At 76.8% G+C, this 24071-nt stretch carries 14 protein-coding genes; 4 read left to right on the top strand and 10 right to left on the bottom strand.

The window, feature by feature from the left end; translation table 11 throughout:
- Window positions 1–566: 566 nt before the first annotated feature.
- From EES41_RS04985 to EES41_RS04945, 9 genes are all read right to left on the bottom strand, one after another.
- Window positions 567–758 (bottom strand): DUF5302 domain-containing protein, encoded by a 192-nt coding sequence (locus EES41_RS04985; protein WP_037796998.1) that lies wholly within the window; start codon window positions 756–758, stop codon window positions 567–569.
- Window positions 759–900: 142 nt separating this feature from the next.
- A complete protein-coding gene (locus EES41_RS04980) occupies window positions 901–1185 on the bottom strand; it encodes a hypothetical protein (protein WP_123075993.1) in 285 nt (94 codons plus the stop codon).
- Window positions 1173–1907 carry an HNH endonuclease family protein gene (locus EES41_RS04975; RefSeq protein ID WP_254211315.1) on the bottom strand — a complete coding sequence of 245 codons (735 nt, stop codon included), beginning with the start codon at window positions 1905–1907 and terminating at the stop codon, window positions 1173–1175. Before EES41_RS04975 ends, EES41_RS04980 begins: the two co-directional genes overlap by 13 nt.
- Before the next feature lie 133 nt (window positions 1908–2040).
- Window positions 2041–3990, bottom strand: a complete 1950-nt coding sequence (locus EES41_RS04970) for a hypothetical protein (protein ID WP_254211314.1) — start codon at window positions 3988–3990, stop codon at window positions 2041–2043.
- Window positions 3987–7856: a DUF5682 family protein gene (locus tag EES41_RS04965; protein ID WP_123075991.1), complete on the bottom strand. Its 3870-nt coding sequence runs from the start codon at window positions 7854–7856 to the stop codon at window positions 3987–3989. Before EES41_RS04965 ends, EES41_RS04970 begins: the two co-directional genes overlap by 4 nt.
- Complete coding sequence (locus tag EES41_RS04960) at window positions 7853–9010, bottom strand: AAA family ATPase (RefSeq protein WP_123075989.1); 1158 nt, start codon at window positions 9008–9010, stop codon at window positions 7853–7855. Before EES41_RS04960 ends, EES41_RS04965 begins: the two co-directional genes overlap by 4 nt.
- 142 nt (window positions 9011–9152) lie before the next feature.
- On the bottom strand, window positions 9153–14096 hold the full coding sequence (locus EES41_RS04955) for a DNA-binding protein (RefSeq protein WP_123075987.1): 4944 nt from the start codon (window positions 14094–14096) through the stop codon (window positions 9153–9155).
- On the bottom strand, window positions 14093–14947 hold the full coding sequence (locus tag EES41_RS04950) for a DUF4132 domain-containing protein (RefSeq protein ID WP_123075985.1): 855 nt from the start codon (window positions 14945–14947) through the stop codon (window positions 14093–14095). The genes EES41_RS04955 and EES41_RS04950 overlap by 4 nt, the downstream gene beginning before the upstream one ends.
- 262 nt (window positions 14948–15209) lie before the next feature.
- Window positions 15210–17408, bottom strand: a complete 2199-nt coding sequence (locus EES41_RS04945; protein WP_123075983.1) for an FUSC family protein — start codon at window positions 17406–17408, stop codon at window positions 15210–15212.
- Window positions 17409–17632: 224 nt separating this feature from the next.
- On the opposite strand from EES41_RS04945, the gene EES41_RS04940 reads away from it, so the two are divergent.
- Window positions 17633–17977 carry a hypothetical protein gene (locus EES41_RS04940; protein ID WP_123082266.1) on the top strand — a complete coding sequence of 115 codons (345 nt, stop codon included), beginning with the start codon at window positions 17633–17635 and terminating at the stop codon, window positions 17975–17977.
- Between the two features lie 49 nt (window positions 17978–18026).
- Here the strand turns inward: EES41_RS04940 and EES41_RS04935 are convergent, their stop codons facing one another.
- Window positions 18027–18560 (bottom strand): GNAT family N-acetyltransferase, encoded by a 534-nt coding sequence (locus tag EES41_RS04935; protein WP_250570310.1) that lies wholly within the window; start codon window positions 18558–18560, stop codon window positions 18027–18029.
- A 173-nt stretch (window positions 18561–18733) separates the two neighbouring features.
- Here EES41_RS04935 and EES41_RS04930 point away from each other — a divergent pair, with 173 nt between their 5' ends.
- The 3 genes from EES41_RS04930 to EES41_RS04920 all read left to right on the top strand — a co-directional run bounded on the left by EES41_RS04930 (window position 18734) and on the right by EES41_RS04920 (window position 24021).
- Window positions 18734–19849: an esterase family protein gene (locus EES41_RS04930; RefSeq protein WP_123075981.1), complete on the top strand. Its 1116-nt coding sequence runs from the start codon at window positions 18734–18736 to the stop codon at window positions 19847–19849.
- Between the two features lie 63 nt (window positions 19850–19912).
- The gene (locus EES41_RS04925) at window positions 19913–21331 is read left to right on the top strand and encodes an SWIM zinc finger family protein (RefSeq protein WP_123075979.1); all 1419 of its coding nucleotides are present in this window, start codon (window positions 19913–19915) and stop codon (window positions 21329–21331) included.
- Window positions 21328–24021, top strand: a complete 2694-nt coding sequence (locus tag EES41_RS04920) for a DUF6493 family protein (protein WP_123075977.1) — start codon at window positions 21328–21330, stop codon at window positions 24019–24021. The genes EES41_RS04925 and EES41_RS04920 overlap by 4 nt, the downstream gene beginning before the upstream one ends.
- Window positions 24022–24071 lie beyond the last annotated feature (50 nt).

Genomic DNA, 24071 nt, shown 5'->3' with positions numbered 1-24071 from the left:
GGCCCAACAACTCACCCCCTGTGCGCCGTGGCCGCCCCCGCGTGCGCCCCCTCGGCCCCCGGCGACCGGCGGCGGGGGACTCCGTCGAGGCCCGCAGCAGCAGGTCGCGCAGGGTCGTGGCGGCTTCCGAAGGCTCGGTGGGGGTGAGGACGACCTGCCCGACATGTCGGGCAACAACCGGAGCGGCGGCACCCGCGACGATGTGAACCGGCCGGCACGCCGACCGGGGGCCGGAGGGGCCGGAGGGGGCCGGAAAGGGCCGGCTCGCGCGGCGAGCGGATCACCGCGGAGCGGTACGGCGAGCGGATCGCCCGGCCGGCTCGGCGCCGGCTCGGCGCCGTGCCGTACGAGGCCCGGGCCCTGTCGGCCTCCCTCGGGGAGGCGGACGACGCGCCGGGAGTGCTCACCGGCGTCTGACCGCGCGGATCGTCCCACGCCCCGGGCGGCCGGCGGGGCAGGGCGGTCACCGGGGTGGCCGGTGCGGCCGGGGTGACCGGGAAAGGCGGAGTTGCCCGGTCCCGCCGTCGGGACGGCGAGACTGAGCTCCTCGACGGTGAGGGCGAGGGTCAGCCGGTCTTGCGGCGGACCTTCTTGTTCTTGCCGCCGGCGCCGCTGCTGGAGCCCTGCACCTTGGCCCGGTTCTGGTGGGCCTGCTGCGCGTGGGCGTTCGCCGCGTTGCGGTCCAGCGCCTCCCGGAACTTGCGCTTGGCCGCGTCGGCCGGCGACTCGTCCTGCGGGGTGTCTGTTTCGTCAGCCATTTTGTCCTCCTGGGGTGATCAAGCCGTTTCAGTCTGTCAGCTGCCGTGCCCGCTGACCAGCGGTTTCCCGCCGGACGTGGCGGACCGCCGCCGAACCGGCACCACATCGGCACCGCATCGGCGCCGGCCGCCGCGACCGCGATCAGGCCGGTGCGGTCGGTGCCTGCGCCCCGTTTCCCGCCCGGATCGCGGCGAGCGCGGCCCGGTGGAGCGCGTGCGGATCACCGTGCGGGAGCGGGCTGCCGCTGAGCGTGTACCACTCGTCGGCGTCGGTGTACTGGACCTCGAACCGGATCTTCCCGTCCGGCGCCGCGACGGTACGCAGCGTGAGCGGACCGGTGATGACGCCGACCTCGTCGGTCATCGCGCCGCCCGGCCCGGCCAGCACCTCGTCCTGCCACTCCTGTGGGGGATTCATCGGCCGCATGTGTCGATCATGGTGGTGAGCATGGCCCTCTCGGCTTCGGTGACGGTCAGACCATAGTCGGATTTCACGACGGCCCATGCCCGCCCGTACTGACACCAGCTGCTCTTGTCCGTCGGCTGCCACAGGTCGGGGCTCTGATCGCCCTTCGACCTGTTGGACGCCGCCGACACCGCCAGCAGCTGCGGGTGGGTCAGGTCGTTCGCGAAGGCCTTGCGGCGAGCGGCGTCCCAGCCGGCGGCGCCGGAGCGCCAGGCCTCCGCGAGCGGCACCATGTGGTCGATGTCCAGCTTCCCCGCGTCGGTCGTGGCCGAGCCGTCGTACAGGCTCTTCCAACTCCCCGACACGGCGCGGCACTCGGCGTCCTGGGTGACTCCGGAGCCGTCCCGCTTGAGGACGACCTCCCGGGTGTCGCACTTGTTGCCCTGCTCGGCCCAGTGCGTGAACTTGTCCCGGCTGTACCCGGCCATGGTGCCCGGTTTGGCCACCTTCAGGCCGGCCAGCCGGGTACGGGCCACGGCCGCGGTGACCATGCCGGGCAGCACGTCCCCGGCGACCGGCTTGCCGCCGCCGGCCGGCGCGGACGGGCCGGGCGCGGACGCCTTCCCGCTCGGCTTGCCGCCCGGCTTGCCGTCCGCGCCGCCGGTGGAGCCGGCGCATCCGGACAGGCCCAGCACCAGCGTCACGGCCAGTGCCCCGCCCCGTACGCGTATCTGACGTCCCATGACCCCACCCCGAGCAGACTCCGCACTCCGACCGGGGAAGACTACCCATAACCGGACATCCAACCGCCCGAAACGAGCCGATGGGCGGTGAAGATCACACCGGTTCATCCCCTTTCGAGAGCACTTCGCCCGATCAGGCCCAGGAGGCCGCCACCAAGGAACGCTCCGCCGCCGCGAGATGGGCCGCCGCCGCCAGCCAGGCCCACGCGTACCGCTCGGCCGACGCCTCCGCGAGGCGCCCGAAGGCGTCGCGCGGGCGCCGGTCCGCCTCCGCGGTGAGCGCGGCGGCCAGCTCCGCCGCCGAGCCGAACCCGGCCCGGCGCAGCGCCGCCGCCAGAGCGGCCGGCTCCGCGCCGCGCGCGGCCTCTGCCACCGCCCGCCGCCCGCCCGCGACGCCCGCCTCCAGCAGCCTCCGTACCCGCCACAGCGGGGAGTCGGCCAGCGGATCCGTGCCGGCCGCAGGCGCGGACACCTCCGGTACGAGGCCTTCGGCGTCACCCGGGAAATGAGCGCCTTGGAGGCGGTCGTAGCCGAGGTCCGCCCGGCCCAGCCACTCCGGCGGCAGCCGCAGCGAGTGCTCCGCACCGGGTACGGGGCCCACCGCGAGCGGCCGCAGCGTCGCGGCCCGGTCCAGGTCGGGGCGCCCCAGCACCCGCAGCACCAGCCCCGGACACCCCGCGATCCGGCGCAGGTTGGCCGCGTGCGGCAGCTCCGGATGCGGATGCGCGGGCGCCAGCCGCAACAGCGGGGAGCCCGGGGTCAGTTCGCGGACCAGGACGTGGTCGCCGCTCGCCCCGACCACCCGGACGTCGCAGCCCAGCAGCCCCGGCTCGGCCCCCTCGGCGGGCATCGCGGCCACCGCCTCGGCCGCCGGCCGGGAGAACAGGGCCGCCGTCGGGCCCTCGCCCCACGCCACGCCGCCCACCGCGGTCGCCCGCACCCCGCGCCCGGCCCCGAGCCGCCCCTCGGGGGACACGGTCGCGCCGACGACGCGCAGGCCGCCGCGCGCCAGCCCGGCGTGGTCCAGCACCGCCCCGCCGAGCGCCACGGAGGCGGCACCCGCACCCCGGGCGCGGGCCAGGCCGCCGGGGCGGACGTCGGACACCGAGTAGTGCGCCCCGTCCACACCCAGCAGGTGCGTGGCCACACCGCCGTACCCGGTCGCGGACAGCACCGGCTCCCGGCACAGCCCGTACACCCGCAGGCTGCCGCCCGCCTCGTAGGAGCGGCGGACGGCCCCGGTCAGCCCGGCTCCCGCCGCGCCGGACGCCAGCAGCCCGGCGGTGTACAGCAGTTCGCGGAAGGCCCCGGTGAGCTCCGCCAGCCGCTGCGCGGCGCTGCGGTCCCGGGCGGCGCGCAAGCCCCGTACCACCCGCAGGGCGGCGGCCTCGGCGCGCGGCAGCCCCGCGATCCGCGCGGTGTGCGCGGCCCGCAGCAACTCGGCCTGGACGACGGCGCCACCGGCCGTCACCCCCGCCGCGAGCGCCTCGGCGGCGGCTCCCCAGAGCCCGGCCGCCGCCCGCACCTGCGCGGCGGTGAGCGCCCCGTCTTCCGCGGCCCCCTCCGCCCCGGGCGCTGCCGTCGCCCCGACCCCTGTCCCGACCCCTGGACCGGCCTCTGCCGCCGCCCCGGGGCCCGCCGCAGGCCCGGCCACCGCGCGGGCCGCCGCACCGGGCCCGTCGGTTGCCCCGGGCCCCGTCACCGGGTCGGGCCCCGTCACCGGGTCGGGCCCCGGGGCCGGGGGCGCCGGCTCCTCCGGGTCCGCGATCGGGGACGCGCCGAGTACCGCGGCGCGGTGCAGGCAGCGCGGAGCCAACAGGCAGCCGCAGACGGCCTGGTCCGCCTCCGTGACCACCCCCGAAGGGCCCGGCCGGAGGGTGACCACCGCGTCCTCGCCGAACCGGACGCCGACGCTTCCGTCGGCGGCCCGGACGGCGCCGGCGGCGCAGCCCTCGATCGCGGCGTCGAGCTTCTTGCGCAGCCGTCCGCTCAGGTTCTCCACCGCCTCGGCGAGGACCTCGGGGGCGACGGCGGGAAGGAGGACCGAACCCGGCCCGCCGGTGCTCGACTCATCGATGCTCAATTGGAATCTCCACGAAGGCGTTCGCCCACCCAGCGGGCGAGGGCGAGAGGACTGAGCGCGGCCACCGGCATCCCGGCCGCCACGAGCTGCCGCGCCACCGGCACCGAGTACCGCGGCGTACCCGCGTCGTCGAGCGCGGCGCAGCCCAGCAGATGGGCGCCGGAGGAGGCCAGCGCGCGGACCTCGCCGAGCAGCCCGCCGAGCGGCGCGCCCTCCTCGAAGTCGCTGACCACCACGACCAGCGTCCGGCTGGGCACGGTGATCAGCGAACGGGCGTGCGCGAGGCCCGCGGCGATGTGCGTTCCACCGCCGACACGGACCTCCAGCAGCAGCGACAGCGGGTCCTCGACCCGGTCGGTGAGGTCCACCACCTGGGTGGAGAACGCCAGGAAGTGCGTGGAGAGGGTCGGTACCCCGCCCAGCACCGCCGCCGTCAGCGCCGACCAGATGACGGAGGCCTCCATCGAGCCGGACACGTCCACCACCAGGATCAGCCGCCAGTCCGCCTCCCGGCTCGCCCGCGTGCTGAACACCGGCCGCTCCGGTACGACCACCACCCGGCCGTCGGCCAGCCGCCGGGTGTGCGCCAGGTTGGCCCGCAGGGTCCGGGCCAGGTCGAGCCGGCCGCCGGGCCGCCGCGTCGGACGCGGGGTGGCGATGCCCGACAGCGCCGGCCGCAGCCGGGTCGCCAGCTCCCGGGCCAGCTCGTCGACGAGCCGCTTGACCAGCGGGCGCAGCCGGGCGAGCTGCGCCTCCGGCATACCCCCGGCGAGCGAGAGCACCGAGGTCAGCAGCTCGACGGAGGGGCGCACGAGCGCCGGGTCGAGCTGGGCCAGCACATCGGTGCGCCCCGCGCCGGCCGCGTCGGCGAGCACCTCCTCCCGTACGTCCGCGCCGAACAGGGCCTCCAGCTCCGCCGACCACTCGCGGGCGGTGGGGAAGGAGGGATCCTGGCCGCCGCCGCGGCCGGCGCCGCCCTCGACATCGCAGGCGCCCTCGCCGCGCCCCGCGCCGTACAGCTCGTCGAGCGCGCGGGCGTAACGGCGCGCGTCGGCCGGGAGCCGGCCCTGCTGGCGGCCGAGCAGCAGCCGCCAGCGGTCGGCCGGAGCCAGCCGCTGATCCGCCGGAACGGGGCCGCGACCGGTGGCGCCCGACGCCGCCGGGGTCCCGGGCTCGGCCGCGCCGGCCGTCCCGGTCGCCGGGGCCGGCAGCGGCAGGGACTTGAGCGCCGCGAGCCCCGCCGCGTCGGCCGCCGCCCACAGGGCGAGCAGCGCGGGCGGCGCGTCCAGCGAGACGTCGATCCGGTCGCCGAGCCGCTCGGTGACGGTGTCCAGGAGCCGCCCCCGGGCCGCCGGGGACAGCGCGTCGAAGCCGCCCCGCAGCGCCGGGAGCCGGTCCAGGAACGCCTGGTCGGCGAGGCCGTCCACACGGTCCAGCAGCGGGGTGAGCGCCGCCGGGGAGGACTGGAGCAGAGGACCGGCGGCGGTCAGCAGGCCGCCGAGCCTGCGGGCCAGCGCCCGCCGGGCCCCGGGGGTGACGGCGCCGTCGATCCACCCGGCGGCGCGGCCGCCCAGCCCGGCGGCCGGATCCAGGTCCAGGAGCACCCGTACGGCCAGGGCCGCGCCCTGCATCAGCGGCGACGCGGTGTCGGACAGCTCCGCGAGGGCGGAGTCGATGCGGAGCCCCAGGTGCCGGCCCGCGGCCCGGTCGGCGAGCGCCACCAAGGCGCCCGCGTCGGCGGGGTCGTCACTGCCGGCCAGGCCGGGCAGGGCCCGTACCGCCGCCTCCAGAAGCTCACCGGTCAGCTCGCCGGCCGCCGCCAGGGCCTCGGCGGAGGTCCCGGGGAAGTGCCCGCGCCGCAGGCCCTCCAGCAGCTCCAGCGCCTGGAGGAGCTCGGGCAGGGCGGCGGTCTCGGGCAGCACGGCGGCCGCCTCGTCCATGCGTACGTCGACCAGTTCGGGCAGCTCGCACCGCGCGGCGGCGGCGAGCCCGGTCAGGATCTGCGCCGGAGTCGGGCCGCCCTCGGCGGCGGCCCGGCGTGCGACGTCCCGCAGCGTCCCGGCGGCCGCCTGGGCGGCGTTGACGCCGCGCACCCCCGCCAGATCGAGGCGCGCGGGCACGGACGGCGTCCAGGACAGCCGCCACTTGGTGCCGAGGGCGGTGCCGTCGCCGGTGGCCGCAACGGCGAGCTGCTCCCCGTAGGAGGCCCCGCAGACCAGCAGCCGTTGCAGCATGACCTCGCGGCGGGCGTCGAGCGGCGAGCGCAGCGGATCGAGGCGGACCTCCCGGGGCGCGGGGTCCCTCGGGGACGGCAGCCGCAGCTCGGCCAGCTCGGCCTCGACGGAGGGTCCGAGCCCGGAACGCGGGGCGTGCGACGTGACCCGGCCGCGGCCGGTCCCGACGAGCACGGCCTCCAGGGCGCGGGCCTGGGGCCGCCCCTTTCCGAGCACGGAGCTCACGGCCTCCAGCAGTTCCCCCCGCCCGGGGGCCGGCAGCGCGCGCAGCCCTGCAAGGTCGCAGGCGACCCGCAGCATCTCGGCCGCCTCACCGGTCCCGGCGACGTGCCCGGCCCGGCGCAGCTCCCGGCACACCCCGACGATCGCGACGGACGCGGCCTCCCGCACCCGCTCCGGCTCCCCGCCGGCCTCCAGCACGGCCTGCTGCCACAACGGGTCCCGGATCCCGGCGGGATACCCGGAGCGGGAGTCGAGCAACTCGTACGCGTAGGCGACGAGCGACGTCACCACCCCCTGCCCGGAGCTCCCCCCGAACCCCGCCCCGGCGGGGGCCCCGGTCGTCGGGCCCGGGCCGGCCCGGCCCGGGGCCGCGTCGGGTTGTCCGGGGCCGGGCGCGCCCACCCGCCCGGCGGCGGCACCGGTCCGAGTGCCGGGCGGTACCGGGTTGCCGCCCGCAACGGTCGGGGCCTCGGCCACGGTGCTCGTGCTTGTGCCTGGGGCGGTCCGGCCCGGGGCCGCGTCGGGTTGTCCGGGGCCGGGCGCGCGCACCCGCCCGGCGTCGGCACCGGGCCGAGTGCCGGGCGGTACCGGGTTGCCGCCCGCAGCGGTCGGGGCCCCGGACGGCGGGTCCGTGGCCGCGCCGGTACCGGGGGTGTCCGTGTCGGGGAGCGGCAGGGCGCTCGTGGGCGCGGATGCCGGTCCGGGGTTGACCGGAGCGCGTCCGTGTGGGGCCGGGACGAGGAGGGACGGGGCGTGGAAGGCGCCGATGACGGCGGCCACGCGGCGGCCGCCGGACGCGGCGCCGGCGATGACCTCCCGCATCCGGGCCTCGCGGGCCAGGTCGGTCGCGGGGACGGCCGCGTCCGCGCGCAGCCCCCACCCGACAGCCAGCGCGGCGCGCCGTACCGCCTCCGGGGAGCAGCCCGGAGCCAGCACCTCCACCGCGCGGTCCCACAGGTCGTCACCGCCCCGTCCCGAGCCGGACGCGGACAGCGCGTCCGCGAACAGCCGCCGCCCCGGGGCCGGGGCCCCGGCCCCGCCCGGCGCCGTCCACCCCGGGTCGCCGAGCGGCAGGTCGCAGCACACGACCTCCGCCCCGCGCGCCCGCGCCCAGCGGATCGCCGCCAGCTCGGGCGAGAAGTCCGCGAACGGGTAGAACGCCAGCCGGCCCTCCGCGCCGGCCCCGGCCAGCGCGACCGGCGCCACCGTCTCCGGGTCGGCCAGATGCTCCAGCCACGGCTGGAAGTCGGCCGGCAGCTCCACGCAGACGACCTCCGCCCCCGCCGCGTCCAGCAGCGCCGGCACCACCGCGGCCAGCGCGGGGCTGTGGTGCCGCACCCCCAGCAGGTACGGCTCGCGGCACGCGGCGAGCGCGTCCACCGCCGCCCGCGGATCGATCAGCTCCGTCACCGAAGGCTCCCGCGCAGGTCCCACAGCCGCCGCCACATCGCCGAGCCGTCCTCCGCGCGGCGCCGCACCGGGCCGTCCCAGTACCCCAGCAGCCGCCCGTGGTCGGCCGGGTCGTCCTTGCGCACGACACCCAGCAGGTGCCCCGGCAGCAGGTCCAGTACGTCCCCGCCAGGCAGGTACGCCGCGGCGACCCCCAGCGACGCGGCCACCTGTACCGCCTCGGCGGTGGACATGACCGTGCCCGGCCGCTCCACGTCCCAGCCCTCGGCGGAGCGCCCGGAGCGCAGGTCCCGGAAGACCGTGACGAGCGCGTCGAGCACCGCGTCGTCGACCCCGAACGAAGCCCCGGCCCGCTGTACCGCCGCGACGGCCTGACGGCGGATCAGCGTGGCCTCCGCGTCCGCGTCGGCGATCGGCTCGACCGTCTCGAAGTTGAACCGCCGCTTCAGCGCGGCGGACATCTCCGAGACCCCGCGGTCACGCAGGTTGGCGGTGGCGATGACGGTGAACCCGGGGGCCGCCGAGACCACCGCGTCCTCGGTCGCGGTCAGCTCGGGCACGCTGACCCGCCGGTCGGACAGGATCGACACCAGCGCGTCCTGTACCTCCGGCAGGCAGCGGGTGATCTCCTCGACGCGCGCCACCCGGCCCGTCCGCATCGCGGAGAGCACCGGGGAGTCGACGAGGGCGCCCGCACTCGGGCCCTGGGCCAGGAGCAGGGCGTAGTTCCAGCCGTAGCGGAACGCGTCCTCCGTGGTGCCGGCGGTGCCCTGCACGGTCAGCGCGCTGGTGCCGCAGACGGCGGCCGACAGGAGTTCGGACAGCATGGACTTGGCGGTACCGGGCTCGCCGGTCAGCAGCAGCCCGCGTTCACCCGCGAGGGTGACCACGCAGCGCTCCACCAGCGCCCGCTCGCCGACGAACTTCGGGGCGATCACCAGCTTGGCCGGCAGGCCCGCGCGCCGGCGTCCCGGCAGGATCAGTTCGGCGCCGTCGCTGCCGCAGACGAACGTGACGACGGCGCGCGGGGTCAGGGCCCAGCCGGGCGGCCGCGGCCCGGTGTCCTGGGCGGCGAGGAAAGCCAGTTCGGCGGCGTACCGCTCCTCGGCCGGCATGACCTGCCGGGCGGGTGCGGGCTGTTCGGTGACGGTCATCGGGGTCGTCCTCTGAGGTGATGCGGGAATCGGGGATTCGGATCTGAGGCAAAGGGTGAAAAGGGAGGGCGGGGCGGGCGCGGCGCACCCCACAGGGCAGCGCCGCGCCCACCGACGGGAGCGCCCACAGGGGCGCCCGGTGTCAGCGCCGTCGGGTGCGGGTGCGCTTGACCTTGAGCTCCTCGAACCGCGGCGCGTCGCCCTCCCGCACCCGCCGCCAGGCCCGCTCGTACAGCTCCGCGACCGGCTCGGTCGGCACCAGCACGCCCAGCGTCGGGTACTCGCCGGAGGCCAGCCCGTAGAGCGGGAGCTTCCACACCTCCACCGGCAGCGTCGGCGCGGCCGTCTCGGCCCACCCGCCCGGCAGGAACAGCGAGCGTCCGGCCCGGCTGCGGCTGGCCTCCACCACCAGCTCGGTGGCGGCCAGTGCGGCGCGGGCCGCCTTGAGGCGGGCCGGCTTCCAGCCCGTCCACCGCGCGACGTTCCGGTCGGTGGGGTCGGGCATCGCGAGCAGCGTCAGGTACAGCACCGCGGCGTCGGCGTCCAGCCCGTACGCCTCGCCCACCTCCGCCACCAGCCCCGGTACGGAGCGGCCCGGGTCCTGCGGCCACCAGGTGCCGTCCGCGTCGGTCCCGCCCGCCGCCGGGGCGCCCGGGTCGGCGAGCAGCCGGGCGAACGCCGGTTCACGCACGGCCCGCAGCGCCGTCTCGACGGCGCCGGGCAGCTGCTCGTCCCCGCGCAGCAGCGGCAGGTACGGGTCGGAGCCGGTGGAGTCCAGCAGCGTCGGCACCAGCGCGGGCTTGGGCCGGTGGTCGTGCGTGGGCAGCACGACCGCGCCGTACCGCTCGTAGCCCTCGCCGGTCTCGGTCGGGTTCCCGGCCGCCGTGCGGAAGGAGCCGAGGTCGGCGTAGTGGTCGAGGCTCAGCAGCAGTCCGGGCGCCGCGAGCCGCTGCCGCAGGGCGGTGAGCACCGGCGGCAGCTCCGCGCGCAGCCCGTCACCGGCGGGCAGCCGGTGGGCGAGCCAGGCGGCCAGCCTCAGCGACCCGGTCAGGACGGCCGAGTTGAAGGGCTGTTCGGCCGGTACGGCCGGCTCCACGTGGTCGCCGACGACCTTCCAGGCCACGTCGGCGGAGAGTTCCGGCGCGGCCGCCGGGTCGAGCAGCGCGGCCAGTCCGCGCCGCGCGGCCCACCCGTGCCGCACGACGCGGGCGGCCTCGGTCGTCAGCCAGTCCGGTACCGGCGTACGACGGCCCACCCGCCGGTTCCACACCGCCGCGGCGGCGGCCACGTCCGGCCCCTCGCTCCACAGCCGCGCCGGATCGGCGGGCAGCAGCGCCGCGACCACGGCCTGCCGGACCCCGCAGGGGAGCGCCTTGAGCTCGTCGCGGGCGTGGCCCGCCTCGGTCGCCTTGACGCCGAGCACCTTGCGCTCCTCCGCGGGCAGGAAGTTGTTCTCCCAGCTGTCGACGCGGGGCAGCCCCGCGACGATCAGCCTGGCCATCACACCGGAGACCCCGGTGAGCCGGGAGAACTCCTCGGCGGCCTCCGCGACGAAGGGCGCCGCGCCCCGGCCGGCGGCCTCGTCGAGGAAGGCGGACAGCCAGCCCGGGCCGCGCTCCCGGTCGCCGAGCGGGGCGTCACCGAGCGCGGTGTACGGGCCGGGGACGCCGAGGCGGCCGGTGGGGTCGTACAGCAGCGCCCCGAACTGGTGGCCGTCCGGCACGGAGGTGTCGTCCTCGGTCAGGGCGAGGACCGCGCCGCCGCCGAGCGGGAGCACGGCCCGGTGCGGCACGCTCCGGGCGAGGCCGTCGGGGGTGCTCAGGTGGCTCTGGCCGAGGTGGATCCGGACCCGGCGCCAGTGCGCGGCGCAGCCCTCGGCGGAGTCCAGGCCGAGTTCGTCCACCAGCTGGAGCAGGGTGACGAGCGCCCCCCGCTCCTCCTCTGAGGTACCGACGGCGAAGGCCCGGTAGGCGAGGGCGGCGGGATGGTCCAGCAGCGCGGTGAACGGCAGCGAGCTGTACGGAAGTACCGGCACCTCGAAGTGCAGCCGGCCGGGCACCTCGGGCGCGTCCGTCAGGGAGCGGGCGGCGGCGATCTCGCGCAGGAACCGGTGCGCGGTGTCGTTGTCGCCGCCGTAGCGGTAGTACCCGGTGCCGGTCAGGCCGTTGAGGGCGTCGCCGAGCAGCCGGTCGGCGGGTCCCCGCACGGTCTCTTCGGCGGCCGCGGCGCCGGGGCGCAGGCGGGCCGCGACCCCGTCGAGGGAGTTCTGCTGGCTGACCGCGAACCGCAGCACCTCGACCACGCCGCCGATCATCTTCGGGTCGGTGACCCCCGGCAGCGCGGCGCTCACCAGGTCCGGCAGCTCGTCGGCCTTGCGGACCCCGACCGCGGCCTTGAGCAGCGCTCCGACGGTCTCCCGGTCGGCCGCGCGCAGCACCAGCGAGGCCTCGGGGTCGCGCGGGCGCAGCGCGTACCAGTAGTCCAGGGGCGGCAGGTCCACGCTGCCGGTGGTGAACCCGGCGGACCGGTGGGTGTCGCGCGAGCTGACGGTGATCACGCCGTCGGGGTCGGTCAGGCACAGTTCGCGCCAGCGCTCGGTGACGGCGCGCGGGCGCTCGTCTCCGGGGAACACGACGGCGGCGACGGGCATCTGGTGGCCGTCGGGCACGACGACCGTGCGCCCGGAGGTGTCGCAGGCGTGCCACCCCCGGTCGCGGACGTGGACGGGCCGCCAGCCGAGCAGGCCGTCGACGGGCGTGCCCAGCACCGAGCCCGGCACGGTCGGCGCGGGCCGCAGCCGGCAGGAGGCCAGGGCGAGCTCCGAGCCGTCCGGGTGTCCGCGCAGCGCGTCGGAGAGGACACCGGGCAGGGACCGGCGGCCGTGGCGGGCGCCGGCGGGGGCGGTGGGGTCGTACTCGCGCCAGCCGGGCTCGGGGTTCTCGGCCCGGTTGCGGTCCCACCCCTCCCACACCCAGTACGAGGTGCCGTCCGACAGCATCGCCCGCTCGGCGGGCAGCGCGGTGTCGCCCGCGTGCAGGACGCCGGCGCCGGTGGCCCGGCCGCCGCCCGGCAGCGGCAGGCTGATGTGCTCGGAGCGCAGGTCCCAGCGGCTCTGGCCGTTGGTCTCCAGGGTGAAGACCTCGTCGGGCGCGGTGTGCCAGTAGCCCTCCGTGGTGGGGGCGCTCCAGGACGACCAGTAGACGAGCAGCGCCCCGTCGACGTAGTGGAAGCCGTACCGGTACGAGGTGCCGACCGGGGCGCGCAGATCGTGCGTGAGGACGGTCCCGTCGGCGTCGAGGACACGGACCTGGGTCTGGCCCGCGACGATCAGGTACGGCCACGCCTCCACGACGGTCAGGCCCTGAGTCCCCTGGCCGGGCCGCATCTCGGCGACCGCGCTCTCCCAGGCGGGCCAGGCCAGTTCCTCCAGGAGGCCACCGCGCAGGGTGCGCGCCAGGGTTTCGCCCAGGTCGGTGGCGGCCGCCTCGGCCACCTCCCGCGGGGCCAGTTCCAGCGCCTCGTACGGCAGCCAGGTCAGCCGCCTGATCGCGTCGGGCACCCCGGGCAGCCCCGCGGCCCGCGAGGACCGGGCGACCCCGCGCACCCATTCGGTCAGCAGCGGGCGCCCGCCGGGCGCGGCGGCGACCTGGCGGACTATGTCCTCGCCGGCTTCGCTCAGCCCGTTCAAGGCCGTGCGGAAGGCGGGGTGGAAGCGCTCGTCGGCGCCGAGGGCGACCAGATCGCGGCGCTGCCCGGCGCGGCTCCAGTCGCTCAGGTTCAGCTGGGCGTTGCCCTTGGGGTCGGGAGCGACGACCGGGATCTCCAGCGAGAGCAGCAGGTCCAGCAGATCGACGTCCCCCACGCCCACCCGCAGGCCCTCCTCCCGGCCGGGCCGGGCCAGTTCGGCGCGCAGCCGCCCGGCGCAGCGCCCGACGAGGTCGAGCAGGAACGGCGGTGTGGGGCGCGGGCCCCAGCCGGTGTGGCGGGCCTTGTGGAAACGCTCCAGCCAGCCCGCGGTGCCGTCGGGGGAGCGTTCCTCGGCGGGCACCTCCTCGCCGGCCAGCCCGGCGGTCGCGCCGGACTCCTCCAGGACGTCCAGCCACATGCCGGTGAGGTCGCCGTTCCCGCCGCCGGGCGGGGTCAGCCCGAGCAGGGTGCCCCGTACGGACGGGACCCGGCGGGCCAGCTCGATCAGGGCGCCGCGGTGCGCCGTCCACCAGCCCTGCGCGGCGCGCATCGTCGCGGGCAGCGGCAACAGCTCGGCGAGGTAGTCCTGCTCGGGCTCGGTGCCCGTCAGCCCGGCGGCCCTGGCCAGGCGGCGCAGCTCGACGGCGACCTGCGCGGAGGGCGCCAGCCCGCCCGCGGTGCGGCGCACGCACAGTCGGCGGAAGCGCTCGAACGCCTCGGCGGGGGACACCCGCGCCGTCAGCTCCTTGCCGTACCCGGTGAGCACCTTCACCGGGAGGGCGCCGGCCAGCGCGAACTCCAGGAACGCGGCGTCCAGACGCTCCTCGTCGATGGTCAGCCCGTGCTGCGCCTCGGCCTTGCGGGCGCGGCTGAACAGCTGTCCGGCGTACGTGGTGTTCTCGACGCCGAGGAAGACCCGCGCGGCCTGCTCGTAGAAGACGGGCAGGAAGTGCGGGACGGAGGCGGCGAGCCGTTCGGCCATCTCCAGGCAGGCGTCGAGCGCGGCCTTCGGCTTGGTCTTGGCCTGCCGGGCGGCCCGGTCGAGTTCGGGGACGAGGGCGAGCGCGTGGTGCCCGTCCTTGGGGTGGTGCACCAGCACCCACTCGGGGAACCCGAGGGCCTGGCGCTGCCCGAGGCCGACCACGGGCGGCTCGGCGTCCTCGGGCACGAGGCCCAGGAAACCGGCGGCGAGGTCCTCGGCCGCGCCGAGTTCGGCGGCGGCGAGCCGGACGACGACGCGGTCCCCGTCGAGGGCCGGGTGCCGGTAGGACCGCGCGGTCAGGTCGACGGCCCCGGGGCCCGCGTCCGGGGTGCCCGTCGGGAGCACCGCGCCCGCCTTGAGCAGCAGTTCGGCCTCGCTGACGGCCCGGCCCTTGGTGTTCTCGGTCGTGGTGTTCACGCGTTCCCGCCCTCTTCGATCGTGCGCCCGGCGTACAACGCCGCGGCCATCCGCATCCCCTCGGACCAGGCCACCGGCCCGACCTGGGTCAGCCGCACCGCCCGGCCGTCCTCGCCGTGCCAGCTCAGGCCGCCGGTCGTCTGCTCGTCGTCGTAGTACGGCTCGCCGATCCACACCGACGCCTCCGTGGTGCGGCCTCCGTCGCGGACGGTGGTGGTGGCGTAGCCGCCGGAGACCCGGTAGCCGAGCCCGGTGGCCCGCGCGGCGAGGCTGAAACGGTTGGGGAACGCCCCGCCCGCGTAGTCCCGTACCTCGTTGGTGTTCGCCGGGAGCACCGCCGGGCGCTCCCAGGTCGCCCGGTGGATCTGCTCGACCCGCTGGGTGATGCCGAGCTCGGCCGCGAAGTCCCGTACGTCGTCCAGGTCGGGCAGCAGCACCGGGTGCGGCAGGGTCACCGTGCGCGGGGAGAGCCGTACGGTCTCGCCGTCCAGGTTGACCACCTTCAGCTCGCCGGCGTCGGTGGCGTCCCGCAGGAAGCCCACCTCGTCCGGGTCGTCGCCGACGACGGCCATGTCGCGCAGGGCCTCTTGCCAGGCCTCGTCCCGCCACACCCGGGCGAGCAGCGCGGTCGGCACCGGCAGGGAGGACACCATCCAGCCGTCCACCTGCGCGACGCAGGCGGCCGCGTGCCGGTCCAGCCACTCGGCGAGCTGCCGCAGCCGGTCCACCTCGGGGTGGTCGCGCAATGCCTTGGGCAACGCCTTCAACTGCCGCCCCGTGGCGCCGCGTGCCACCACGCGCCCGTCCACGAGGGCGATCTCGTACCCCTCACCCGCCGCCAGCCAAGCCATCAGCCGTGCCCCTCCGCCTGTTGCGAATCCGCTTCCGCGCAGCCCTCACCGAGGCGACGACAACGCCCCTGAGCTGCGGTATGCGGGGAGACTAGCGAGGGCCACTGACAACGCCGCCGGCAGGGAGGCGGGATGGGCGGTACGGGGGCGGCAGCGGGCCGGCGGGGGGGCGGCTGCGGGGTGGCCGGGGGCGGCCGGGCAGACGACGAAGCCCCGGGACCACCGGGCCCGGGGCTTCGCGCACTTCGCTTGACCGCCGTGTTCAACGACCGGCGCTCCCCGAGGTCACGCGGTCCACGGCGGCCATTCGCGTCAGGTCGGCCGTCAGCGCGTCCAGCCAGATGGCGGCGGCGAAGAACAGCGGCGGCCCGAGCTCCGGCGCGGCCGGCCCGTAAGGGGCTCCGGGGGCCGGTTCGGCTCCGGGGGGCGCGGGCGCCCGCCGCAGGCCGTCGGCGACCCCGGTCGCGTGGGTGTCCGCCCAGGCGGCGGCCTCCGGATCGAAGGCGGGGCCCGAGCGGGCGAGCAGCCGCCGCGAGCCCCACAGCACGTGATGGCCCGTCATCAGGACCGCCTGCCAGTCCGCGACGGGTCCGTCGTGCTCGCGCGGCTCGCTCTGGTACTGCGCGAAGGCCGACTCCGCCATGATCAGCGCGTGCTGGAGCGGCTCGTCGTCCGGGGCGTCCGCCGGCCGGGCCGCCGACACGGCGGCCGTCGTGTCCTCGACCGTCTTCGCCGCCGTGCGCAACAGGACGGAGGCGGACCGGCGCAGCTCCCGCTGCGCCCCGCGCGGCCAGGCCAGCAGCCCGAACACCACGCCGATCATGCTGCCGATCACCACGTCCAGGATCCGGACCTCGGCCAGCCGCCAGTTCGGGGGGGCGAGCTGCGCGAAGACGAGGGATACCACCACGGTGAACATGCCCTGCGCCCATCCCACGCCCCGGACCGGCCCCACGCTGAACGCGACCAGCATCACGACGGGCAGCGCGACGGCGTAGACGGTGGTGTGGCCGGCGACCGTGGCGAGGACGACTCCGGCCACCAGGGCTCCGATCAGGGTGCCGGTCAGGGCCTGGCGCACGCTCGCCTTGGTCTGGGCGACCGTGGTCCGGGTGAGCGTGAGGGCGGCCAGCATGGCCCAGAACCCGTGCGGGAGGGAGTCCAGGCCCGCCACCGTACGGGCGGCCGCCAGCGCGAGGCCGATCCGGACGGCGTTCTGGAAGTACACGGAGCGGGGCCCGGCATGCCCGGCCAGCCGGTGCCACCACAGCTGCGGGGCGCGCTTGCGGGCGTACCAGAAGCGGCCGGGTTCGTCCATGGAGGGCGCCGCCGCGCGGCCCCGCAGGGCCAGATCGGCGGCGGTCGCCAGGGCTGCGGTGACGTCCGCCACCTCCAGCAGCGCCGCCCTGCGGCGCAGTACGGCGGAGGTGGAGAGCGGCGGGTCCTGCGCCGTGGCCTCCCTGCGGGCCTGCCGCAGGGCGTCGGCGGCCTCGGTGCCGACGGCCCGCCCCTCCTGCGCGGTACCGCTCAGCTTGGCCGAGGTCTCGGCGACGGCCCGGCCCGCCGCGGCCAGCAGGTCGAGCGGGCCCTGCGGGGGCCGGGGGCCCGCGGGCGGGGTCAGCCGCGCCAGCCGGGCCAGCAGGGTGCGGGCGGCGAGACCGGCGTGCGCGAGCGCCCGCTCCCGCAGGCCCGGCCCGGAGGGCCGCTCCGCCTCCGCGACGAGGGAGGGCCGCAGCGACTCGCCCGCCGCCCTGGCGGCCTCCGTCGCGGCCGGGGACAGGGCGTACGGGGGCCGGCTCAGCTCGTCCGCGCAGCGGGCGGCGGTCGTGGAAGCCCGGGCCACCAGCCGCGCGTACGAGGTGTCGCGGCGTTCGGGCAGCAGGAACACCTCGGCGAGGATCAGCAGCACGATGCCGAGGGTCGCGCCCGCCAGCCGGGAACCCAGGGTGTCCGGGAGGTACGGCGGGAAGCACGGCAGGATGTACAGCAGTTGCAGCCCGGGGGAGGCGCCCGCGGCCTTCGGGCCGGCCGCCGCGACGAAGGCCACCGCGAAGCCGATGACCAGCACCCCGAGGACGGCGCTCCAGGTCCGTACGGCCAGGTACGTCCCGGCCGTCACCAGCACCCAGGCGACCGGCAGCGTCCACACCAGCACGGCCGCCCGCTGGGGTCCGGTACCGGGGATGTGGGACAGCGCGGCCATCGACACCGCCCCGAAGAGGGCGTACGTCGCCGCGACCGAGTCGTCCAGCCCGTACAGGCACAGGTAGAACCCGGCGCAGGCCGCGAGGGTGGTCCGCACCGCGCGGCGCGCCGCCAGGGCCTTCGGGCCCGGACCGCGCAGCCGGTGCAGCCAGTGCGGGCCGCGCGGGTCGAGCGGGCCGCGCTGGTCGAGCGGGCCGCGCGGGCCCGTCAGGCCGGCGCGGCCGCCGTGGTTGCCGCCGTCAGGATCAGCGCCCATGACTCCAGCATCAGCCCGCCGGCCCGAAGCCACCATCCCTGACGGATATGTCAGTCAGGGCGGCCGGTGGGCGGCGGGGCCGACGGGTAACCGATCACCGGTCGCCGCTACCGGATAATTGCGCCGTACCCCTGCCGGCGCGAGGCCGGCACGCCCCGGAAACGGGCGAGAAGACACCTGAGATGCCGGGCCGGACGATCGCGCGGCAGGAGATGGAGCCCCCGATGGACGTACAGCACTTCGAGCGGATCACCTCGTTCATCGAGGCGCGGCTCACCCCGCTGTTCGCCGCGGAGACCGGCAGCGACAACGGCTTCGCCATGGACGACACCTCCCGCGCCCTGCGCGCGCTGCGCAACGCGGTGCTGGAGGCGTCGGCGGTCAAGGGCCTCATCGAGAAGCGCGAGACGGCCGAGCCCGCGGTGCGCCGCGTCATCGACCAGTCGGTGGAGCACCACTGGGACGTACTGCGCGGCATCGCCCGGCAGTGGGAGGACCACGCCGACTTCGTCCGCGAGTTCAAGCGCCACGCCTGGGAGCTCGACGCGACCCCGGCGGCCGCGCAGTAGCGGCGGCCCGGCTACGGCCCGGCTACGGCCCGGCGGCGGGCCGCCGGGTCTACGGGCGGGGGCGGTGGTAGCGGACCTCCGGGACGGGGACGTCCGCCACGGGGTCGGCGCAGGTGCCGCCGTCCGGGCCGAAGCCGGCGCGCTCGTAGAAACGGCGGGCGCGGTCGTTGCCCTCCACCACCCACAGCCGCATCCCCGGGTACGGGGACAGGCCGAGCACCTGGTCCATCAGCGCCCGGCCCACGCCGCTGCCGATGAGGTCGGGACGGGCGTAGAGGGCGTACAACTCGCCCTCGCCCGGCGGCAGGTCCTCGTCCCGGGCGGGCCCGAAGCAGGCCCAGCCGGCGACCGCCCCGTCGGCGGTCTCGGCGACCAGCTGCGTCACGCCGGGGGCGGGCGCGGCGAACCGCTCGCGCCGCTCGGCGGCGTCGGCGGCGACGTCGAGCCCGTCCAGGTAGGACCGCGGCAGCAGCCCGGCGTAGGCGTACCGCCAGCCGGCGATCCGCAGGGCCGAGACGGCGTCGACGTCCGACACGGTCATCTCGCGGACGATGAGGGGGGTTTCACGCGATGCGGTGGTCATGCGGCCGAGTCTGGCAGGGTGAAATCCGGCCGGGCAAAGGGATTGACCGGCCGAAGCGTCCGATCATGGAACGGATCCGCCCGCGCCGCGCTCTAGCCTGACGCGCACCCGCAGAGGGTGCCACCGGGCCCGCGGGGCCCGGGCCGCCGTTTCGCAGAGAGCCCTCCTGATCCGTGAGTCTGACAAGCACCACGCTCCTGGCCGTCTTCCTCCTCGCCACCGCGATCGTGTTCACGGCCGCGGTCTGGCTGTGGCCACGGCTCGCGCGGCGGGGGTGGAGGCGGGTGCTGGGCCGGGTGGGGCTGGTGGTCGTCGTCCAGGCGCTGGTGCTGTCCTCGGTCGGACTCGCCGCGAACCGGAGCTTCCTGATCTACGGATCCTGGACGGAACTCGCGGGACGGGAGAAGGCGACGGCGGCCGACCGCGCGGACGTGGCCGGCGGCTCGGCCGTGGAGGTCATCGGCCGGGTGAAGCCGGACTACCCCGGCGGCGGGACGCGCCGGCTGGGCGGTGACATCCAGAAGGTCATGATCCAGGGCCAGAAGTCCAAGATCGCGACCCCGGCCTACGTGTACCTGCCCCCGGAGTACTTCCAGAAGGGCAACGAGAAGCGGAAGTTCCCCGCCGTCATCGTGCTCACCGGCTTCCCCGGCACCGCCGAGAACCTGCTGGAGGGACTGCGGTACCCGAAGACGGCGTGGACGCTGGCCAAGGAGAAGAAGTCGCAGCCGATGATCCTGGTGATGATGCGCCCCACCGTCGCGCCGCCGCGCAACACCCAGTGCGTGGACATACCGGACGGCGGCCCGCAGACGGAGACCTTCTTCGGCACCGACCTCCCACAGGCGATCTCCGGTGCCTACCGGGTCGGCACCTCGCCCCGGAACTGGGCCGTCATGGGCGACTCCACGGGCGGCTACTGCGCGCTGAAGGTCGCGCTCCAGCACCCGGAGAGCTACTCGGCCGGCGTGGGCCTGTCGGCGGACTACAAGCCGGACATCGACTCGAAGTCCGGCGACCTCTTCCACGGGAACACCAAGGAGGAGCGGCGGTCCGACCTGCTGTGGAGCCTGGACCACCTGCCGCAGGGCAACTCCTCCTTCCTCGTCACCACCTCCCTGCAAGGGGAGGGGAACTACGGTCCCACGCAGGAGTTCATCAAGAAGGTGAAGGCGCCGGCGCGCGTCTCGTCGATCACCCTGGGCAGCGGCGGGCACAACTTCAACACCTGGAACCGGGAGATCCCGCCCTCGCTGGTCTGGCTCAGCGGCCGCCTCAGCGCGCAGTGACCGCGGGATCAGGAGACGGCGCCCCAACGGCCGTTGTCAGTGCCTGGACCTAGCGTTCCGTCCATGACCCGATCCGTTCAGGCACTCGCCTACGCGCGCTCTTCCACCCTCACCTCCGACGCGGGTGGCCGGCTCCTCGGGCTGGAGACCGCCGGGGGGCTCACCCCGGTCGGGGCCGAGGCCCATCCCCGGTTCTTCGCCGGGTTCCTGACCTCGCCCCAGGCCGCCGCCCGGGGGCTGCTGGCCGTCGCCGACGTCGCCGCCACCCGCTACCACCAGCGCACCCTGCGGGCCTCGCTGGACCCGGTGGTCACCGGCAACGGCGACCGGCTGCGGTTCGAGTCCTTCTCCGGATGCTGCGGCGTGTACGCCCGCCTCGACGTGCTCCAAGGCGGCCTCGACGGGGCCGACACCGGCCACGGAACCACCAACGTCGATGTCAACAACCCGCTGCGCGAGGCGCTTTCCCGGCTCGCCGGAGACGACCCGCTGCACCTGCGGGTCGGCCCCGACGAGCTGGCCGTCACCACCCTGGACGGCCCGGTCGTGGAGAAGAAGGTGCCGCTGCCCGACCGCTGGCTGCGCGGCTTCGCCGAGTCCCAGGTGATATCGGTCGGCTTCGACCTGCGCGCCGAGCTCACCGCCGCCGAGGCCGTACGGTTCCTGCGCGCCCTCCCGCGCACCGCCCCGGGCGCCGGCGGCGCCCGCGGCCCGATGTGGGTCGTCCCCGCCGGCCGCACCCTGCGGCCCACCACCCGGCCGGTCCCCGGCGCCGTCTGCCTGCCCGGCCCCGACCGGCTCGCCGCGCTCCAGCGGGTCCTGCGGCACGCCACCGGCCTGCGCGTGTACGGCCCCGCCGCGCACGACGGCGCGCCCACCGCCTCCGCCTGGGAGGTCACCATGCCCGGCATGCGGCTCACCCTCACCCTCTCCCCGGAGCCCGCCCGGGGCTTCTCCGGCGAGGGCGGCGTCCTGGAGGCGCTCGCCACCGACGAGGCCGCCGGGGACGCCGAGCTGGTCTCGGTGCTGCTCGCCTGGGAACCCCGTATCGACACCGCGGACCTCGCCGAGCAGTCCGGACTGAGCGTGACCCGGGTGCGCGCCGCGCTGGCCCGCCTCGGCACGGCGGGCCGCGTCGGCTACGACGTCGCCGACGCGGCGTACTTCCACCGCGAGCTGCCGTACGACGGCGCCCGGGCCGAGCGGCACAACCCGCGGCTGGTCGCCGCCCGCGCGCTGCTGGCGGCCGGGGCGGTCCTCCCCGGGACCGGGGACACCTCCACCGTGGTGTCCGGGGACCGCCACTACCAGGTCCGCGAGGCGCCGGGCGGCGTCCTGAGCTGCACCTGCCAGTGGTGGGCCGACTACCGGGGCCGGCGCGGCCCCTGCAAGCACGCCCTCGCCGTCCGCATGGCGCGGCGCGCCACCCCCGCGCCCACCACCCCCGCGCCCGCCGCACACGTTTCCGGAGCCACCCGATGAACCAGATCCTCGACGCGGTCCGCGCGGGCCGCACCAGCCTGCTCCCCCTCCTGGTCAAGCGGCTCACCCTGCCCGAGCGCCGCGCCCTGCTCCCCGAACTCACCGCCCTGCGCAAGGAGGTCCGCGACTGGGACTGGGTCCGCCGCCGCGAACACGGCGGGGTCGCCTCCGCCCTGCTCGTCGCGGGCGCCGGCTGCCACACGGGCGCCGCCGCCGCGGCCGCCTGGATCGGCTCGCGCGACCTGGCCGAGGGGGGCGCGGCCCGCGGCAGCTCCCGGTGGGCCGGCCTGCTCGCCGTGCTCGGCGACCGCGAGCCCGCCTGGCTGGGCGACGTCGCCCGCCGCCTCGCCGCCCGCGCCGTCACCGTCGAGGACAACTACCCGCTGATCCGGGAACTGATCAGGCTCGCGGACTGCCCCGTCCCCACCACCGACGGGTTCGTGCACGCCTGGGCCGAGGACATGGCCTTCGGCGGCTACCCGCGCTCCTCGCACCACCGGCTCTCGGCGGCGCTGCGCGAGGATCCCCGGGCCGGGGAGATGGTGCCGCTGCTGTTCCAGACGGCCGAACCCGCCGCCACCCTGAACTGGTACGTCGATCCGCAGGCCCCCGACCACTGGCCGTCCGCGCTGACCGCGCTCGCGCGGGAGGGGATCGTCGAGCGCCGGGTCCTGGTCGACGGCTGTGTGGCGCGGCTGCTGCGCGGCGGGCGCCCGGGCGGGCTGAAATTCTACCAGGTGCTCCTCCAGCGCCTCGACCTCACCCCGGCGGAGCTGCGGGAGCACACCGCCGACTGGATCGCCATGACCGCCGACGCGCCGTCCGTGCTCGCCGGGCACGCCCAGCAGGTGCTCGCCGCGCTGTCCGAGGCGGGCGAGCTCCCCGCCGAGCGGCTCGCGGAGATGTCGGCCGGGGTGCTGTTCCGCCCGGAGAAGAAGCTCGTACGCGCCCAGCTGGTGCTGCTGGGCAAGGCCCTGCGCCGCGACCGGGAGGCCCGGCACGTACTGCTCCCGGCCGTCGCCGGAGCGTTCGGGCACGAGGACACCGCGCTACAGGAGCGCGCCCTGGGGCTCATCGGCAAGCACCTGCGGCCCGGCGACGAGGAGCTGCGTACGGAACTCGGCTTCCAGGCCGAGCTGCTGAGCCCGGTCCACCGGCGGGCGGCCGTCGAACTCCTCGGTGCCGAGGGCGGCGCCGACTTCGCCGACGAGCCGCCGTACGAGGAGATCCTGCCGCCCGCGCCGGTGCGCCGCCGTATGCCGGACCAGGCGCGGACGCTCGCCGAGACCGTCGAACTGGTGGCGGCCCTGTCCCGCTCCGCCACCCCCACGGTCGCCGAGTTCGAGTCGGCCCTCGACGGCCTGGTCCGCCACGCCCACCACGACCGGACTGCCCTGGCCACGGCGCTGCGCCCGGCGCTGGCCGACCGGTGGTGGGCGACGGGCGACCGGCAGGCCGAAGCCGACCGGATCCACGGGCTGGAGCTGGTCGCGGCGGCGGTACTGGGCTGCGTACGCGCGTACGACCTGAGGCCCGGGAGCGTCTCCCAGAGCGCCGGCTACCACCAGAACTGCGTGCACAGCATGCTGGGCGCGGTGGTCGCCGACCGGCTGCGGGAGGCGGCGTACCACGCGGTGAGCGGCACGCTGCCGTTCCTGCTCGCCACGCCCACCTGGGACACGGGCTCGCTGGAGCCGCGGGAACTCGTCGAGCGGCTCGCCGCGTACGGGCGCCTCGGCGCCCCGCCGGCCCCGGTGGACTTCGCCCAGGCGCTGCTGCGGGTCCGGCGCGACCCGGCCGCCGCCGAGGCCGCGCGGGCCCTCGGCACCCGGGAGGGCGAGCGGCTCGCGGCCTGGCTCACCACGGCCGGAGAGCCGCCCGAGCTGCTGCGCCGGGTCAGGGAGCCGGAACCGGTCCAGCGCGGCCACTGGTGGGACCGGGACTGGGAGACGATGCGGCGCATCGTGATCGAGACCGCCGAACGGCCCGTGCTCCAGAGCGAGTTCCCGCAGTCCTTCCACGGGCTCGGCCGGCCGCGCACGGGCAACGGCCACCGCTGCTACTGGGTCCCCGACGACGCCGGGTACGGAGCGGTGCTGCCCGAGGACCGGGAGACGCAGGCGGCCTGGCTGCTGCCCGAGGTGACGGTCTGTGCCGCCCTGGACGGGCGGGGCGCGGGCGCGCGGCTGTCGCGGCTGGCCGAACTCGGCGGCCCGGCGGGCCCGGCCGTCCATCTGGCGGTGGCCACGGGGCTGGGCGCCCGGCATGCCGAGGACCGGCTGGCGGCCGTGGACGCCCTGCTGGTGCTCGCGGCCCGGGGCGAGCTGGACACGGCGCTGCTCGGGCAGGACGTCGCCGAGCTGCTGCGGCTGGGCACGGTCAAGCCCAACCGGCTTGCGGACGCGGCCCGTACGATCGCCGCAACCGGGGCGTACGCCACCACCTGGGCGGTGCTCGACGGGGCGCTGCCGGCGCTGCTGGCGGCCGGCGCCCGAGTGGCGCGGGGCGCCGGGGAGCTGCTGGCCGTGGCGGCGGACTGCGTGGAGCGGTCCGGGGCGGGCGGGCCCGCCCCCGAGGGCCTGGCGGCGGTCGCCTCGCGCGCCGGCTCCTCGCAACTGGTCACGCAGGCACGGCGGTTGAGGGTGGCGCTGGCCGCGGCCGAACCGGAGGCCGTCGCACTGGTCTCGTAGGCGGCCCGGGCGGGGGCGGGGGCCGAGGACCCCGCCCCCGCCCGGGTTCT

The sequence above is a fragment of the Streptomyces sp. ADI95-16 genome (assembly GCF_003721495.1).
Classification (GTDB): Bacteria; Actinomycetota; Actinomycetes; order Streptomycetales; family Streptomycetaceae; genus Streptomyces; species Streptomyces goshikiensis.
Note: the sequence above shows the minus strand (reverse complement) of the source record. Positions and strands in the feature narration are given on the sequence as shown.